General features: G+C 37.7%; 10 protein-coding genes. 6 read left to right on the top strand and 4 right to left on the bottom strand.

What is annotated here, in order from left to right:
- The first annotated feature begins 26 nt into the window (after positions 1–26).
- Both odhB and pth read left to right on the top strand, forming a co-directional pair.
- A complete protein-coding gene (gene odhB, locus ACSVH7_RS01905) occupies positions 27–1,247 on the top strand; it encodes a 2-oxoglutarate dehydrogenase complex dihydrolipoyllysine-residue succinyltransferase (protein ID WP_438064999.1) in 1,221 nt (406 codons plus the stop codon).
- A gap of 317 nt (positions 1,248–1,564) precedes the next feature.
- Complete coding sequence (gene pth / locus ACSVH7_RS01910) at positions 1,565–2,239, top strand: aminoacyl-tRNA hydrolase (RefSeq protein ID WP_438065000.1); 675 nt, start codon at positions 1,565–1,567, stop codon at positions 2,237–2,239.
- A gap of 705 nt (positions 2,240–2,944) precedes the next feature.
- Here pth and ACSVH7_RS01915 read toward each other — a convergent pair.
- Entirely contained in the window at positions 2,945–5,602 is a 2,658-nt protein-coding gene (locus ACSVH7_RS01915; protein WP_438065001.1) for a zinc-dependent metalloprotease, read from the bottom strand.
- A 612-nt stretch (positions 5,603–6,214) separates the two neighbouring features.
- Between ACSVH7_RS01915 and ACSVH7_RS01920 the strand changes: the two genes are divergently transcribed.
- From ACSVH7_RS01920 to ACSVH7_RS01935, 4 genes are all read left to right on the top strand, one after another.
- A complete protein-coding gene (locus tag ACSVH7_RS01920) occupies positions 6,215–7,162 on the top strand; it encodes a bifunctional riboflavin kinase/FAD synthetase (protein WP_438065002.1) in 948 nt (315 codons plus the stop codon).
- A 96-nt stretch (positions 7,163–7,258) separates the two neighbouring features.
- Positions 7,259–7,696, top strand: coding sequence for a hypothetical protein (locus ACSVH7_RS01925; protein ID WP_438065003.1), 438 nt, complete (start codon positions 7,259–7,261; stop codon positions 7,694–7,696).
- Positions 7,697–7,771: 75 nt separating this feature from the next.
- Entirely contained in the window at positions 7,772–8,857 is a 1,086-nt protein-coding gene (gene bioB / locus ACSVH7_RS01930; RefSeq protein ID WP_438065004.1) for a biotin synthase BioB, read from the top strand.
- 98 nt (positions 8,858–8,955) lie between these two features.
- Entirely contained in the window at positions 8,956–9,804 is an 849-nt protein-coding gene (locus ACSVH7_RS01935; protein WP_438065429.1) for a cupin-like domain-containing protein, read from the top strand.
- A gap of 136 nt (positions 9,805–9,940) precedes the next feature.
- Here the strand turns inward: ACSVH7_RS01935 and ACSVH7_RS01940 are convergent, their stop codons facing one another.
- From ACSVH7_RS01940 to ACSVH7_RS01950, 3 genes are all read right to left on the bottom strand, one after another.
- Complete coding sequence (locus tag ACSVH7_RS01940; RefSeq protein WP_438065005.1) at positions 9,941–10,213, bottom strand: hypothetical protein; 273 nt, start codon at positions 10,211–10,213, stop codon at positions 9,941–9,943.
- Positions 10,214–10,263: 50 nt separating this feature from the next.
- Positions 10,264–12,951 carry a T9SS sorting signal type C domain-containing protein gene (locus ACSVH7_RS01945; protein WP_438065006.1) on the bottom strand — a complete coding sequence of 896 codons (2,688 nt, stop codon included), beginning with the start codon at positions 12,949–12,951 and terminating at the stop codon, positions 10,264–10,266.
- A gap of 371 nt (positions 12,952–13,322) precedes the next feature.
- Entirely contained in the window at positions 13,323–17,219 is a 3,897-nt protein-coding gene (locus ACSVH7_RS01950) for a T9SS sorting signal type C domain-containing protein (protein ID WP_438065007.1), read from the bottom strand.
- Between the last annotated feature and the right edge of the window lie 196 nt (positions 17,220–17,415).

The raw sequence follows: 17,415 nt of genomic DNA on the forward strand, positions 1-17,415 counted from the left end.
AACTACAAACAATAAACTAACAGAAGATGATTTTAGAAATGAAAGTCCCATCACCAGGGGAATCCATCAAAGAAGTAGAAATAGCCACTTGGTTGGTAAAAGATGGTGATTATGTAGAAAAAGATCAAGCGATTGCTGAAGTAGATTCAGATAAAGCAACCTTAGAGTTACCAGCAGAAGCCAGCGGTATAATTACCCTAAAAGCAGAAGAAGGTGATGCAGTAGCAGTAGGCGCCATTGTTTGTTTAATAGATACTGCCGCAGCTAAACCATCAGGTGCAACGCCTGTGGCAGCACCAGTAGCTGAAGCGCCAAAAGCGGAGGTAAAAGTTGAAGCGCCAAAAGCAGCTCCAGTAGCGCCAACTTATGCAGCAGGCACTCCATCGCCAGCCGCTAGAAAAATATTGGACGAAAAAAACATAGCTCCAGAAACCATTGTTGGCACTGGAAAAGCAGGTAGAATCACTAAAGAAGACGCAGTTAATGCGGTGCCATCTATGGGAACCCCAACGGGAGGTTCTCGTGGCGTAGAACGCACCAAATTATCTATGTTGCGTCGTAAAGTATCTGAGCGACTAGTGGCTGCTAAAAATGAAACGGCAATGTTGACTACTTTCAACGAAGTAAACATGACGCCTATCAACAATTTGCGTAACGAGTACAAAGATGCCTTCAAAGCCAAACACGGTGGGGTAAGTTTAGGCTATATGTCTTTCTTTACCAAAGCGGTAACTAGAGCGTTGCAATTGTATCCAGACGTTAATTCAATGATGGATGGCGATTACAAAGTGGCCTACGATTTCTGTGATATCTCCATCGCAGTTTCTGGACCAAAAGGCTTAATGGTGCCCGTAGTTCGTAATGCAGAAAACTTGACGTTCCGTGGAGTTGAAGCCGAAATCAAACGTTTGGCCTTGAGAGCACGCGACGGACAAATCACTGTTGATGATATGACAGGAGGAACCTTTACGATTACCAATGGTGGTGTTTTTGGCTCCATGTTGTCTACGCCAATTATCAACCCTCCACAGTCCGGAATCTTAGGAATGCACAACATTATCGAGCGTCCAATTGCTGTAAATGGTAAAGTAGAAATTCACCCAATGATGTACGTAGCCCTTTCTTATGACCACCGAATCATCGACGGACGCGAGTCAGTTGGTTTCTTGGTAGCAGTGAAAGAAGCACTAGAAAATCCAGTGGAATTGCTTTGCGATAACAATCCTAAAAAAGCATTTGAGTTGTAGTCCATTCCATTGTAAATACATAAAATCCCAAATTCCAATACTGGTTTTTGGGATTTTTTTATGGAAATTTGAAATTTCTGCTAAGAATTCATAACTTTCCATTTCAATGACCATTAGTGATAATTGACGCAATTCTATCTAACCCTTTTTTTAATCTTTGATAATCAGCGAATCGGTGGTAAAAAAAGGTAACCAAGTTGCCGTCAAAGTTTTTCCACTTTCTTGAAATTCGTGGCTACCTTTTTTTTTAAAGGCAATTACCCTGTAATCTGCACATTTTAGCTGTCCTTTTCACAAAGAAAACTTATTTTTGTATCATGAAAAAATGGATACAAACCCTGTTTTCAATGCCCAAAACAGCCGAGCAAGATCACAACATGAAACCAGAGGGTCACGAACCCGAAAAAAACAATACAGAACCCGTGAGTAAAAAATTTCTAATCGTAGGTTTAGGTAATATTGGCGCAGATTATGTCAATACCCGTCACAATATTGGCTTTAAAGTACTCGACTTTCTTGCCAAAAAAGAAAACATTGCTTTTCAAACCGTAAAACTAGGCGCTTTAGCCGAATACAAATTCAAAGGCAGAACATTTTTATTGCTAAAACCCAATACTTACATGAATTTGAGTGGGAAAGCCGTAAAATACTGGATGGATCTTGAAAAAATTCCACTAGAAAACCTCATGGTTATAACTGATGACTTGAATCTCTCATTTGGCACCATTCGCATCAAAGGCAAAGGAAGTGATGGCGGCCATAATGGGTTAAAAAACATCAACCTCATCCTCAATACCCAAAACTACACCCGTTTTCGATTTGGTATTAGCGACCAATTCAAAAAAGGGCAACAAATAGATTATGTATTAGGCGAATGGGACGAACAAGAAAAAGCTGCACTTCCAGAACGTTTAGACATTAGCACGGAAATCATCAAATCATTCGGTACCGCAGGACTTAATAACACCATGAATAGCTTTAATGGAAAATAAAAAAGGAATAAGATTACCTTCTTTTTCCTCTATTTTATTTTGAATAATTTGACAATCCGTTACTTGAACCAATAATAAAAATGGCACGCAGATGACGCAGATTTAAACGGATTTTTACATACAAATGAGCGAAAATCCGTTTAAATCTGCGTCATCCGTGTTCCATTCTTGGTACATATAGCGGACAGTCAAATTGAATAATATGGCTGTCCGTAACTCATACCAACAGTCTAAATAATGACAATATACTTTGCGTCTCTGTGCCTTTGCGTGAAATTGGGCTCGCAAAGTCGCGAAGACGCAAAGATCAGAAAGGATTATATTTGTGAAAAACATTCAACAACTAATTTATTCTGTGAAATGGTACTAGTCACGGATAGTCATATTGAATAAAGCAAATGGTTGTTGACAAAACAGAGCTCCTTTTTTAAATACAGGGATCTCAAATTCAAAAAAAGGGCTCGATACATTCTCAAAAAAACAATGCACCCAATAACATCACAACGGATTGAAATGCGTTGCTACAGTACCCAATCATTCCGATGGACCCGAGTATCAAAGAAAAGAATCGTAACTTAACTGATCGTGTAGCATTGGATTTCAATCCAACCCAAAAAAATTATAGTACCTATTTTTGGCTATGCCATCTTTTTGAGCATCTAGATTTTTAAAAGGTTGCTTCAGAATCTGGCCTAAAAAAAGACCTTACTTTATTATGATTTTTTTAACCCATTTTCTATCCCCAGCTCTTATGTTCAAAAAATAAACCCCTGAAAGAGCATTTGTCAAATCAATAGTTTTATTAAAATCCCCGTCGTTATCAAAGGTTTTTTGATAAATAGCTCTCCCCAAAACATCGGTCACAGCCACCATTACTTGTCCTTTATTTATCGAAGTAAATTGAAGATTAACAATTCCGTTAGAGGGATTTGGAGCTATTAGGACATCATCAACCTGAGTAAATTCAGTCCCTAAGGTTGCTTTAGTAGCACATATGACCATTGCAGCAGCGCTAATTGCACCACTATCATCGGGATATGCATCTCTAACTCTCAAGAGCCATTTTCCTGCAGGATCGCTCCCATTAAAACCACTCAACAAATCAGTTGGTGTAATGGTTTGTTGGGATGTGTTAACACAATTTACAATAACTCCGCTATCATCTAATTTTAAACGTAAAGTAGCATTCGTACCTCCACATATCCTTTGTAACAAGCGCACTGTTTTATTTTGAGGACTCACAATTTCGAGCTCTACATCAGACAAATAAGAATGAGTCAAAGTCACCTCTACGTTTATATCTGTCACCTCACCTAAACCAGTAGGCACATCTACTTCTTTGATGGTATAAGTCGCTACACCATCAGGAATGGCAATTGGCGTAGTAAAAGTATAAGTATTACAGGAAGAAACTGTAGTGTACCCTATCGCAAATGGCATTTTATTTAATGCATAAAAAACAGAATTTGTGGGTTCAATCTTGATCCTACATTTTGGCGCAGCAACCATAGGGACTACAATAGTTTCGGAACCATCATTAGGAGTATTCACAAGCAAGGTGTTAGGAAAAGTCAATCCCCCGTCTGTCGATAATTTAATCGAAACATTTGAAGCTCCCAAAAGAGTATTCGTATCATTTACATTCCAAGTTATGGTTTGCGTTGAACCCGGATTCCAACTTAAATCGACTGTATTTTGTGAAGTTACCTCAAAAGGCCCCACTGTATTTGCAACCGTTATCTGGGTTTCATCAGAAGCCGTCTGCCCTAAACCTTCATTATCACGAGCAGTCAACACGAATGTTAAAGTCCTTCCAATATTAGCAACTGACTCCCAATCACTATTTAACCTATTTACCAATACTTTTTCATAAGCCGGAAAATAGCGTTCTAACGACAAAGAAGGCGGGATGGAACGAAACAACGGACCGTCAACTTTATCAGCAATAGCAAAACTATTCGCACCAAAAGCATTGATTGCAGTATCGTTTTGCTCCCAAACGTAAGTAAAAGAATTTTTGGTTGCACCGGTTGCTACTCCTTTTAATACAAAAGGGGTGCTTTTAGGAATAGTATAACTACTCCCTGCATCAACCCCAAATGCAGCTGTGTCAATAGTGGTGGCCACTGGACACGTTTTAGTCATCATATTATCTTGAATTTGCTTAATGCTAGCATAGGCAAAATAATCATCTGAATTTTTTTGAACATCATAGTCATCAGTTATTCCAGCGTATCCCATGATTGTAGAGCCACTTCCGGGCTCAACATTAGTACCTGTTCCTTCCACTTCATGTGAAAAAGTATGTGTTGCTCCCAATTGATGTCCAAATTCATGAGCTACAAAATCGAGATCAAAAGTATCTCCTTCTGGTTTATTATTAGAAGGTGAAGTATAGGCCCTAGCTTTATCAGCATTACAAACACATCCGATACATCCAGCATTTCCACCACCTCCAGAAGCACCAAATAAATGACCAATATCGTATTTATCAGCACCTAAAATTGCTGGATTGGTTAAGGTATTTTCTAATTGTTGACTCCAAGCACTTGGCGCATTTCCACCCACCACTGTAGCATAAGGATCTGTGGTGGCATCGGTAAAAACAACTTTATTATTATCAGCTACGAGTACCAGTTTCAACGCTAAATCTTTATTAAAAATACCATTTACTCGTGTCAAGGTAGCATTCATAGCTGCTAATGCGCCTGAAACTGTACCTCCATGATAAGTAGCATATTCTCCGGTACATGACAGAGCCAAACGTAAGGTGCGAAACACGCGGTCACTCGCCTTGCTTTTGAGCGTTTTACTGGAAAATTTTGCTGCCAAAGCTTGGGTCTCTGTTTCACATTTTAAACCTAAGTTTGTTTTACTTGTTTTATCAGAGCGGTATAGCACATATTTTTCATTATGCCCCTTTAGAGGTTCTAAAAATTCCGATTCGCGACCATTTCTCAAAACCATCGTTTGCAATCCATCGGGCGACATGCTAAAATAAACAGTAGCATTAGGATCTGTGATTCCTTTTCCTGAAAAAGAGCGAATTTCCGGAAATTGTGCTTGTAATTCAGGTGCGAAATTTGAATTCTCCACAATCTGAAATTGTTCCATTTGGCCAGAGGCGTTAGGCAATGTTATTTTTTGGAGTCCAATTTTAGAAGATTGGGGAACTTTTAGGTCCAAATTCATACGCCATTGACTCCAATTCAATTCAAAAAAACCGTCATAAGATCTTTCTTGAGCATCTATATTTTGTCTAGTCTCAGAAAATGCTTCAGCAACCTTCCATGTAGGTTTTTCTTGCGAATAAGAAGAAGTGAAAACAAAAAACAAAAGCAGCAATATTGGTATTTTCCTCATAACTATTTGATTTTGTGGTATTAAAGTTAAATAAATTCTTGTAAAAAAATCATTTTTCAACTATTAAATCCATCAAAAAACACTTTATTTTCAAAAATAGTACACTCTCATTAGGGTACAAATATAAACTATCTATGTAATTAAAGCCACTGACGTCAGGACAGTCAGGGCATTGGCTTTTAAAAAAAGTTAACCTCGAATTACACCAAGTAGCACTACTACTCCTCGAAATTAAAATTGAATGTCAAGAAATCCATCAACTTTACTACTTGGTATCATTAAAACTATAATGTAATTTCAGATTTATTAGTAATTCGTTACTGAAAGTTTTAAATGTGAATACCCTGTAGAGGTAATGCACTCCAATTTTAAGAAAATTGTAAAATTTGAAAGTCGATAGCAAAGATTTTAAAGATGTAAAAAAGGAAGGTAACCGCATTACGCCTTGAACATCAGCTATACACAAAGCAAATCTTCTTATTTTATTTACTTATGAATCGCGAGTCTGACCTTGAGACAAAATGAAGTCAGAGAACACTTGAAATTGAGGGGTGAATTTTTATACCAATTGAATTAGAAAGTATAAATTTGCACCTTTATAAATAAGTCATTTTGAAGATTTTTCATTCCATAACCGAATTTGTTGCTACAAAAAAAACGATTCTTACTTTAGGTACTTTTGATGGCGTACATTTCGGTCACAAAAGCATATTAAATAAAGTAAACCAAAGTACTTTAAATGACACTTATGAAAGTGTTGTCCTTACTTTTTATCCCCATCCTCGATCGGTTTTACAAGATCAGACAGCCCTAAAATTATTAAATACGATCCCCGAGAAGATAGAATTGCTGACACAATTAGGGATACAAAACTTAATTATTCATCCTTTCGATACTGCTTTTTCAAAATTAACTGCCGAAGAGTTTGTGAGGGATTTATTGGTAGAACGACTAAAAATTCACAAAATCATTATCGGGTATGACCATCGCTTTGGAAGTAATCGCTCTGCTGACATCAATGATTTGATTGCCTTTGGTAAAAAATACAATTTTGAAGTAGAACAAATTTCGGCACAAGAAATCAATGAAATTTCGGTGAGTTCTACCAAAATTAGAAATGCCATTACCGAAGGAAATCTTGATCTCGCCAATCAATACCTTGAAACCCCTTATTCGTTAATTGGAAAAGTTGTCAAAGGAAAACAATTGGGGCGCACTTTAGGTTTTCCGACAGCCAATCTTGCCATCGATACCTTTACTAAATTAATCCCGCAAAACGGAGTGTATGTGGTAAAAAGTATGCTCGATCACAAAACAGTTTTGGGCATGATGAACATTGGTTTCAACCCAACGGTGGGTGGAGATCAACAAAGTATCGAAGTGCATTTCTTAGATTTTCAAGCTGATTTATACGATCAAGAATTAAAAATCAGTATTTTGCATCGTTTACGAGGAGAACAAAAATTTGAAAACATTCAGGCGTTACAATCCCAATTATCCACAGACGAGAAAAACACTAGAGCCTACTTTGCGTCCTTCCAAGAACCTAACAAAAGTTAATGTTCCCCTAAATAAAAAATATTCATTGTTTTTTTTGATAACTTAGTGTCAATCAATTTATTATATTTATTACCACTAACCTCAAAAAAACATAACATGAAACTTTCAAGAGAATTTCAAAACGGCTTCCTAATTTTCTTAGGCATTGCTATTTATTTTTTAATAATGAACCTCGTTGGCCTTTCGGATGTATTTTACTTGCGATTGTTCAACACAATTTTTGTGCTTTATGGGGTCAATCGAACCTTACTGATGAACATTAACGATGGGAATATTTTATTAGCGAACAACGCTGTTTCAGGTATGAAAACTTCTTTATATGGGGTTTTTATGAGCATCATTGGGTTAATTATCTACAGTTATATGCAGGGTGGTGATGATTATGTACAATCGCTATCTAAAACGTTTCTTTTTGGTGGCAGCCCCACGGTGATGTTGTACAGCATTTGCTTATTGTTTGAAGGCATTGCTTCTACTGTTGTAGTAACGATGTTGCTTTTATTATATTGGAACAACCGATTGGTTACAGACTAAAAATGATCGCTTTTAATTACTTCCATTGTTACTTCAAAAGTAAATGATTACTTTTGGCCATCAAAAATATGGCGTATGAGCAGTATAAGACACAATTGGACCAGAGAAGAAATAATAGCGATCTACAATAAACCGTTAATGGATTTGTTGTATGAGGCTGCAACAATACACAGAACACACCACGATCCTAATGTAGTACAAGTTTCAACACTTTTATCCATAAAAACTGGCGGATGCTCAGAAGATTGTGGGTATTGTCCACAGGCCGCTAGATATCATACCGACATTGAAGGTAATGACCTCATGACGGTAAGCCAAGTGAAAGCCCAAGCTTTGAGAGCAAAATCAGGAGGGTCTTCTAGAGTTTGTATGGGAGCTGCTTGGCGCAATGTAAAAGATGGCCCCGAATTTGACCAAGTATTAGAAATGGTACGAACCATTAACAAACTAGATATGGAAGTTTGTTGTACTTTAGGAATGATCACCGAAAATCAAGCCAAAAGATTAGCCGAAGCGGGATTGTATGCTTATAATCACAATTTAGATACTTCTGAAGAATATTACAAAGAAGTAATTTCTACTCGCGGTTTTGAAGATCGTTTGCAAACTATTGAAAACGTTCGAAAAACAAAAATTTCAGTATGCAGTGGCGGTATCATCGGAATGGGAGAAAGCGTAGAAGACAGAGCTGGAATGTTGGTCGCTCTAGCTACCTTAAATCCACAACCTGAATCTGTGCCAATTAATGCGTTAGTAGCCGTAGAAGGAACTCCTTTAGAAGAAGAAAAACCCGTAGAAATTTGGGAAATGATCCGAATGGTAGCCACCACACGAATTGTAATGCCCGAAACCCAAGTTCGCTTGTCAGCAGGTAGAATGAACATGAGTCGCGAAGGGCAATCCATGTGTTTCTTTGCGGGAGCCAATTCTATTTTCGCTGGAGATAAATTGTTGACAACTCCCAATCCGAATGTAGATGAGGACATGAAACTCTTTGAAACCTTGGGTTTACAACCTCAAAAACCTTTTATCAAATTGCAACAACCTGAGACTGTAGAAGCTTCCGATTCTCAATACACTGAATTGGGCGAAAAACCAAGATGGTCAAGACCAGGACATACCATCGAAAGAAACGTAGAAGCTTCAATGAAAAATAAGTAATTTTTTTTTTTATAAAATAAAATAAAGCTTTAGTAAATTTGCTCTTAGTCTAAAAAACTAGGAGCATTTTTTTTAATTTTTAATTTCTATTTATGAAAATGAATCTTATTGAAATTGAACGTGTTGAAACCATTTCAAAAGAAGATTTCTATACTCTTTATGTAAAAAAACAAAAGCCTTTAGTAATTGAAAAACTAACCCAAGATTGGCCCGCTTATGAGAAGTGGAATCTCAATTATATTAAAAGTGTAGCCGGCGAAAAAACAGTGCCGCTGTATGACGATCGTCCTGTGTCACACAAAGATGGTTTTAATCAAGCCCATACCCAAATGAAAATGGCTGATTATATTGATTTACTTCAATCAAAACCTACTAATTATCGCATTTTTCTTTATGAATTAATGAAGGAAGTGCCACTATTACAACAAGATTTTAAGTGGCCCAACATCGGATTACGATTGGTAAAACAATTACCTATGCTCTTTTTTGGCGGTGAAAACTCCAAAGTATTCATGCATTATGATATTGATTATTCGAATATTTTGCATTTCCATTTTCATGGCACGAAACAATGCATGCTATTCGATCCGCAACAAACACCCTACCTTTACAAAGTCCCTCACGCTCTCATTGCTCGTGAAGACATTGATTTTGATGCTCCCGATTTCGAAAAATTCCCAGCCTTACAAAACGCTAAAGGCTACATCACCCATCTGAAGCATGGGGAGATGCTCTACATGCCCGAGGGCTATTGGCATTATATGAAATACCAAAGCGCAGGTTTTTCAATGAGTCTGCGCGCTTTTCCAAGGCGAATCCCTAACCTTTCCAAAGCCTTCTACAATGTTTTTATTATGAGATATTTTGATGTAATGATGCGAAAGTTAAAAGGACAAGCTTGGATAGATTACAAAAATGCAAAAGCAATGAAAAACAGCAGTAAATAACGATTGAAATCTGTTGTCGCCAAACACCAAACAACGGATTAAAATCCGTTGCTACAAAATCAATCATTCCTACGGAATTTAAGGTTAAAAAATAATCTTCTACGTTCAACGGATTGAAATCCGTTACTACAAAATATTACGTTCCTACGGAACTTGAGGTTGAAAAATAATTTTCTACGTTCAACGGATTGAAATCCGTTACTACAAAATGTAACGTTCCTACGGAACTTGAGGTTGAAAAATAATTTTCTACGTTCAACGGATTGAAATCCGTTACTACAAAATGTAACGTTCCTACGGAACTTGAGGTTAAAAAATAATTTTCTACGTTCAACGGATTGAAATCCGTTACTACAAAATGTAACGTTCCTACGGAACTTGAGGTTAAAAAATAATTTTCTACGTTCAACGGATTGAAATCCGTTGCTACAAAATGTAACGTTCCTACGGAACTTGAGGTTAAAAAATAATTTTATTACTTTTTATCGCTCCGTTAGCCAAAGTGGTTCGTACAATCAGCACTTGGTTACTTGATCTTAAAGTAGCAATCGACCATTTTTGTAAGTTGATTTTGGCTTTATCGTATAATTTTCTACCCATCAGATCAAAAATCTGCACTTTTGTAATGGCTTCATCTGATGAATTGATCGAAATGACTTTGTTTTTAACGCTTACAATAAGTTGCTTATCCGTTATCACATTGTCTTCGACACCCAATTGATTGTTGTAATATTTTAGCACGAATCGATCATTTTCAATGCCGCTAATGGCTGTAAACTTGTACTTTTCCTTGGATAAATCATGAAGCAACCCCAACTTCTTATCCTCTAGCCAAACTTCTTGTTGTGCTAACTGCCCTTCTGTATTTTCAATTGCAATTTCAAATGGACCCGCCACAGTACTGCGATAACCCAAAGGAACTTCGTCTGTCTCGTCAAAAGGCAAAGCACGACCTTGTATCGTAAGATTTTTATCTTTATTAATGCTATAAAAATCTACAAAAGGCTGCCCATCGAAACTTGGACCATCGTAGAGATTATCAAAATCGTTAGTCGCTCCTGCCAAATAACCTATTAGCAATTGTTTAAATGCTCCTTCGCTATTGGTTAAATTCAACCAAATGCGATGCTCTGGCGCATTACTTGATTTTGTAACAGCCGTTTGCTTGAAGAATTGCGCGTTATTTCCAGCAACCCGCATCGCATTGGTAAACTGAAAACTTCCTGTAACAGTATTCCCCACAAAAAACGATTGTCCTGCGGCGATAAAACCATTAGGTGTACTTGTATTCAATCCTGGATTTTTGGATGGAGCTGTACCTGTACCACCAGCTAAAGTATAAGTGGCATAATCATTGGCTGTATAGTCATTATTTGTAATTGCTGTATTGTGTGTCCAGAAATATAGGGCGCCGTAAATAATGTCCTTATTGGCTTGCATAAACTTATTAGCATCAATGGCCGACGGATAGGGATTGCCTATCAAATTGAATTGATTAGCACCTACTTTAAATTCATAATCCCCATTATTAGGGATCCCTTTAAAAGCGACCGGTTGCTTATAAGGCATCACTACCGTTTCTGGATAAGGTGCACCGTAGACTCCAGGTTTGGGGGTACGAATAATAAATCCTACGCCAGGGTTCATCATTCCATCATTAAAAACCCATCCTTTGGAAGGATCGTAGGTGTGATATTTATCTGACAAGGTATTGGGTGACAACAACTTTGCTGTTTGCCCAGTTACAGGAGAAGACCAATAGGTATAATCAAAGTTTTTCATGGCAGATGAAGTTCTTCGGTATTCTATTTTTCCTATATTTTTGGCATTACTAGTTTGTACTAAACTGGCGTTGTTTTCGAAAATTAATTGTCCGTTGCTTGTTACTGCATTAGTAATAATCAAATTGCGGCCTTCGGGCACTCGAATTGTAATTCCAGAATTGATAGTCAACCCGCATGCCACAAAATCCTGAGTTACAGAAAAAGCCCTTTCTATAATGGCATTTTTCGTTGAATCGGGCACACCATTACTCCAAGTGGAGCCATTCCAGGTAGTCGTACTTTTGTCAGAAATAGTTACATTCTCAGAGGGCGGTGAGCTACAACCACCACTAGTTACCGTAAAGGTATAGATTCCTGCATCAAGATTAGGTACGATAAACGTTGTTCCCGAACCCGTATAAGTCGCCTGCGCAGCTCCACTTTGAAGTACTGTCCATGAATTATTTGGTAAGCTATTTAAGACTACACTTCCTTTAGTTGCACAAGTGAGAGATGCTATATTTCCTATACTTGGTTTACCTGCCTTTACTCCTACTGTAAATTGTATACCTTCAGAATTTGAAAAAACACCTTGTTGATAGGTAGCAGAATAAGTTAATTTTATGGTGTAAATACCTTCTTTAATCGATTTTATCTGCGCTTTAGAGCCTGTGGCAAAAGGAGTGGATTGATTATTTAAATACCAATTAAAAACACCATTCGAACCAACTGGACCGTTAATTTTTCCTTCCAAATTTAGTGTTTCCCCTGCGCATATTTGCCCGATTGGATTTATCACAACATCTGGAGAGCCTCCCAAATTCATTAAGTCATCAAAACTTACATTTCCCGACCCACCTCCTTTACAAAACGATACAAAATTAGTACCAAGTTGAATATCTTGGTTGTTCGAACAATCCCCTATAATGCCCCCTTGGGAAACCTTTAAAACAGCTGAACCTGGTAAAACCGTGGAGGCAATTTGTAAACTTACCTTATTTTTAAATTCAATAGTCCCTATTGTAGGGGTAACATTAACTAATTTGGTATCAAGTCTTACAACATTATTCTGATTATTAGCGCCAACAAGCAGTAATTTCCCCGTAATTGTAATCGATTCTATGGGTAGGGTACTAAAATTAGAACTGCTCACATCAATGCTAATCGTATTCCCTGATTGTAGTAATAAAGGGCCATAATAAACGTTCAATTCCCCGGGATATCCTTGGGTGATCGAGGGTGTTACCCATGTAGAACCATTCCAACGTTCCCAAACCGAAAGGGTTTTCCAATCCCCACTGCTCTTGGATCGATATTCTCCGACTGCTTGACCAAAAGTAATTGATGAAACTAATCCCAATAAAATTAAAATCCAATTCTTCATACTCCTATTCCATTTATAACCACAATCCACACTAAAATTCTGGGTGTGCAAAGATACTTCTGAACCCTTAATTTTTTTTAAAAAAAAACTTAAAAAAAACCTATTTATGACAACTAAGTAACTGATTTACAATAAAAAAACTTTCCGTGTAAATACTGTGAAAGGATAAAATTGATTAGTCTATTTTATTTGTTCAACGGATTGAAATCCATTGCTATACTATCTCTCACTCCCAATGTCATAAAGTTAAGAGATTTTAGATTGAAGAAACAATCATTTTATTCCTTAACTTAATGACATTGCGCTCACTCCTACACAACAAATAAAATCCGTTGCTACAAAATGTATCGTTCCTTCTGTACATATTTGGGCTAAAAAATAATTTTATGGCTGGTGATCGCTCCGTTAGCCAACATGGTTTTTACAATCAAAGCCTGCTCACTTGATGGCAAAGCATCGATCATATACTCTTGTGCGTTGATTTTAGATTTATTATAGATTTTTCTACCCAACAAGTCAAAAATCTGGATTTGTGTAATGGTTTCCTCAGAAGAAGTAACCGTTATTCTTTTATTTATGATACTAATCACAAGGGATTTGTCGGCCAATTCGTTATCCTCGGTACCCAAAGTTTTATTAGTGTATTTCAACACGAAACGGTCGTTTTCTACCCCATTTATAGCGGTAAAACTATAACTGCCTTTGGTTAAATCGTGAACGGTACTCGTCTTTTTATCTTCCAACCAAAGCTCTTGTTGGGCCAAAGCACCTTCTCTGGAATCCATTCCAATTTCAAAAGAACCAGCAATTGTGGATCGATAGCCTAAAGGGATTTCATCTGTCACATCAAAAGGCAATGCTCTACCTTGAATCGTGAGGTTTTTCCCCTGATTGATGCTGTAAAAATCAACAAAAGGTTGGCCATCAAAACTCGGTCCGTCATACAAACTGTCCCAATCATTGGTGGCCCCTTCTATATATCCGATCAACAATTGCTTGAAAGCACCTTGGCTGTTTGTTAAATTTAACCAAAGGCGATTCTTCACCTCAGCTGTTGTTTTTTTGGTGATGGATTGTTTGAAAAATTGGGTATTATTGCCCGCTAAGCGCATGGCATTGGTGAATTGGAAACTACTGTTTGCAGCAATTCCATTTTTAGTCCCCACAAAAAAGGATTGTCCTGCAGCTATTTTACGTGAAGGTTTGTTAGAACTCATTTCTTCTCCACTATCCAAAACACCATTATGATTCGCATCAACAAAATTACCTACAGCAGTCCTTGTTGAACCGGTCAAATTATATGTAGCATAATCATTAGCCGTATAATTATTGTTTGTTATTGGCGTATTATGCGTCCAAAAATACAAGGGCCCATAAAGAATATTCGCATTAGCAGCGATAAACAAATCCGCATCAATAGCTGATGGATAGGGATTCCCAATCAAATTGTATTGATCGGGTCCTACTGCGATAGTGTATACTCCATTGTTTGGTATTCCTAAAAAAGAGGCCATATAAACAGTAGGAGTAATGTCCGAAAAATGTTGTGGTCCTCTGATAATATATCCTTTTCCCACAGTCATAGTCGTAGCTGACCATTCTTGAATCCAAGTATTTGTTGCTCCATTAAAGGAGAAAAATTTATCAAAAAGGGTTTCCGGAGAGACATCGATCAATCGCTGACTTTGAACAGCGCTAGACCAATAAGTAAAATCTTTTTTGAGTATTGGGGTGGTCTTTCGAAACATCCGAACAACACCCGTATTACTAGTTTGATCATCTATTTGATGCAAACTTGCCCCATCTTCTAGAACTAAAAGTCCTTCCCCCGCATATTGATACCGCAAAGACAACGTATTGCCCGCACTAATTCTTACTTCAAAACCCGAAGTAATAGCACATTGACAAGCATAGGTAGCGTTAGTAAAGGTATAGTTTTCCTCAAAAATCAGATCCTTTCCGGGTGTGGGTGCTCCATTAGTCCATGCTGCACCAGCACGTTTCGTTTGATCCACACACAGCAGCAACCTAGCAATTCGATGTTTAGTACTCCCTGAAACTGAATTAAAAGTGCCTCCAATTAGTACTTTCTCATCGGAAGTCATGGCTATCGAGGAAAGTGTACCATTCAAATTGACCAAAAAACTACCATCTAAACTACCATTGGCATGGATCCGTACCATTCTTTTCACCCCGACTCCATTATACGTTCCAGAAAATGTCCCACCAAGTAGTAATCGACCATTGGGTTGTACTAAAATAGCTCTAACCGTTCCGCTACTGAATCCGTTACCGGTGATAAAAGTAGTATCCAAACTCCCATTGGAATGAAGCCGAATCAGCCTTTTTATTGCATTGCCATTACATTTCAAAAAAGAACCTCCTACTATAATTTTACCATCCGATTGCAAGGCTACACAATAAACCGTAGCATCAAACCCAGCACCAATGTGAAAGCCAGTGTCTACGCTTCCGTCTGAATTCAATTGAATAAGCCTTGGAGATGAAACTCCGTTAAACACTGTAAAATGCCCTCCCAAAATCATTTTCCCATCCGATTGCAAAACTATGGTTTCAACTATACCATCTTCAGCCCCGGTACCTGTACTAAAAGTAGCGTCCAAACTTCCATCAGGTAATAAACGCGCAATTTTAATCGCTGTCATTCCATTATAGGTCGAAAAATTCCCAACAATGATAATTTTTCCATCTAACTGAACCTCTACACCATATACTTGCCCATTGCATCCTGAGCCAATATTGAACAAGGAATCAATACTTCCATTGGGTAACAAACGAGCAACTCCTTTTGCCGCAGTGCCATTATAAGCGCTAAAATTACCTACAATGATAATTTTTCCATCGGATTGTACCGCCGCATTGCGAATGGTAGCATTAGCCCCCTGAACCGTGCCATCAAATGAGTTTTCTATCTCGCCTGCTTCATTGAGTTTTGCGATTCTAGGAGCTGCTACCCCATTAAACTGTGTGAAATTCCCAACGACTATACTACTCTTGTTCACTAGTGGAATTAGTTTTGAAACGCTGTTATTCAAGCCTACCCCCGAAGTTAAATACCCAATATCTAATGCACCTTGCGTATCAATTTTAGCCAATTTTCCTTGGTTTTGATCATCAAAAATGGAAAAAGATCCTCCCACAAACCAAGCAGAATCCATGAAATTTTCTAAAGCAAGAACACTAGCAGTAGCAGGACCATTACCCATATCAAAAGCGGTATTGATCACACCATTTGAATTGAAAAGCTGTACTCTGTTTACCTTAGTTCCATTGTAGCTTTCATTAAAAGAACCTCCTATCATGAGATCTCCACTTGAAGTGCTATTGATAACCTCAACAGTCCCATTACTAAATCCAGAACCCGAAACAAAAGAGGAATCTACGGTTCCATCTTGGTTTACTCTTACAATGCGATTGGCGGTAGTTCCGTTAAAGAGGGTAAAAGAACCTCCCAAAATGATTTTACCATCCGCTTGAATGCCTATAGCACTAACATTGTTGTTAAAACCAACACCTGTTGTAAAACTCAAATCCAGACTCCCGTTAGGATTTAATCGAGCAATTCTTCCCAGGCTTACACCATTGAATGTATCAAAATCTCCACCAATAATAATTTTACCATCGGATTGAAGCTCGACTTTTTCAATCACTTTAGAAGCACCTGTGCCAATACTAAAGGTAGTATCAATGGTCCCGTTAGGTAAAATTTTTACCAATCTATTAGTTGTAATTCCATTGAACTTCGTAAAACTTCCAACCAAGAAAATACTGCCATCTGATTGTAATGCCATATCATAAATGACATTACTCGAAGCACCTGGCGTTGTAACAAATGAGGTGTCCCGACTTCCATCAGAAAGAAGCCGAACTATGCGACCAACGGAAACACCATTAAAAGTAGTAAACGAACCACTTACTATAATCTTGCCATCGGGCTGCAGTAAACAGGCATAAACTTTATCATTAAAACCTGTGCCCAAAGCAAAAGAGGCGTCCTTAGATCCATCAGGTAATAACCGACATAAATAAGGGGTAGTACTACCATTAAAGTTTAGAAAATCTCCACCAACAATCAATTTACCATCGGCCTGCACTGCCAATGTTTTGACAGTATTATCGAAACCATCTCCTTTTAAACCATCATCAAACGTATTAAACGTAGGATCCACTTTTCCTTGTTGCCCAAAAGCAACCCCCACACTACTGCAAAAAATCACCAAAAACAACCGTAAAGTATACTTTTTCAAAGTCTTTCATTTTAAAATTAAACAATGTGACTATCGGCGAATAGTACCATTTTGGAGAATGAATTAATTATGGAATGCTTTTGATTGCCCTTTATTCTCTCTATTCTTTGCGTCTCTGTGACTTAGCGTGAAATTTGGCTCGTAAAGGCGCAGGGTCGCAAAGGGTCTTTTCAATATTTAACCTCTTGGTATGAAT

This window comes from Flavobacterium sp. TSSA_36, assembly GCF_051547165.1.
GTDB lineage: Bacteria > Bacteroidota > Bacteroidia > Flavobacteriales > Flavobacteriaceae > Flavobacterium.